Here is a 1,523-nt window from a genome sequence, read left to right on the forward strand (position 1 = left end):
GCTGATGATGTCCGTCCAGCGGCGGCTTTCTTCCTCGGCCAGCGCTTCGCGCGAAATCTTGGTGAGGTAATACTTGATCGATGAATACAGCTCGTCGACCGCATCGTCCATCTTGCGCAGGTCTTCGGCCAGCTTGAGGTCGTTCTTCTGGATCACAGCCAGCACGCCCAGCAGCATGGTTTCCACCACGTCGGCCTGGTGCAGCGCTTCGCGGGCTGCACAGGAGATGGCCAGCGACGGCGTGGCCAGTGCGGAAGGGTCGAGATGATGGGGGCGGCCGCCGGCCTGGTTTTTGTCGGGCTTGGGCAGCAGTTTCTCCACCCAGCGCGCGATTACCTGCGTCCAGCCAATGAACATGGCACCCACCACCATGTTGAAGGTGAGATGGAACAGCACCACCACGGTGGCGGCTTCGCCGAGGTAAGGGCGCACATGGCGCAACCACAGGCCGATGAAGGGCGCCGCGACAGCAATGCCCAGCAGTTTGAAAAACAGGTTGCCCAGCGGCACCTGGCGCACTTCGACGGCCGAGCGCAGTGTGGTCAGTACCGCCAGCAGCCCGCTGCCCAGGTTGGCGCCCAACACCAGCCCCAGCGCCACGTCGATGGGGATGACAGCCGAGGCGGCCAGTGTGGCGGTGAGCAGCACGATCGCCAGGCTGGAATAGGAGACCACGGCCAGGAAGGCCCCGGCGGTGATCTCGAGCAGCAGGTCGCTGCTGAGGGAACCCAGCAGGGCTTTCACGGCAGGTGCCTGGGTCAGAACTTCGGTGGAGGCCGTGACCAGCCGCAAGGCCAGCAGCATCAGGCCCAGGCCGATCAGCACCCGCCCGAAACGGCCGATGTTGGTGTCTTGCCGCGAGATGAACAGCACGACGCCGACAAAGATAAAGAGCGGCGACAGCCAGGACAAATCAAAAGAGAACACCACAGCCATCAGGCTGGTGCCGATGTCCGCCCCGAGCATGACGGCCAGCGCGAGCGGCAGCGTGACGAGGCCCTGGCCGACAAATGACGAAACGATGAGCGAGGTGGCGGTACTGGACTGCACGAGGGCTGTCACCCCGATGCCCGAGACCGCCGCGGCCAGCCGGTTGCTGATGCTGACTGCGAGCACGTGGCGAAGATTGGCACCGAACACCCGCAGGATGCCGGTACGGACGAGATGGGTGCCCCACACGAGCAGCGCAATGGCTGCCAAAAGATTCAACAAATGCTTCATAAGGTCAGAGCCACTATACCCCTGAACCGGGTGGCTGCCAGCGCTTTGGCCACGGTTATCGGGTGCGCCGCACGCGAAGCACCTCATCCAGGATAAGGCAGGCCGCGCCTATGGTGATGGCAGCGTCGGCGACGTTGAACGAAGGAAAATACCAGCCGTGCCAATGGAACTGCAGGAAATCGACGACATAGCCGTGCAGGGTGCGGTCAACGACATTGCCGACAGCGCCGCCCAGGACGCAGGCCAGCGCGAAGGAAAACAGTTTTTGCCCGGCATGCGAGCGCAGCATCCACACAATAAAC

General features: G+C 63.2%; 2 protein-coding genes. Both read right to left on the bottom strand.

Annotated elements, in window-relative coordinates; genetic code table 11:
* On the bottom strand, positions 1–1,221 hold a 1,221-nt coding region (locus AC1D0Z_RS21500; protein ID WP_477660188.1), incomplete at its 3' end, for a Na/Pi cotransporter family protein.
* Between the two features lie 55 nt (positions 1,222–1,276).
* A partial coding sequence (gene lspA / locus AC1D0Z_RS21505; protein WP_477660189.1) for a signal peptidase II occupies positions 1,277–1,523 on the bottom strand: 247 nt, incomplete at its 5' end.

The sequence above is a fragment of the Polaromonas sp. P1_E3 genome (genome assembly GCF_056405935.1).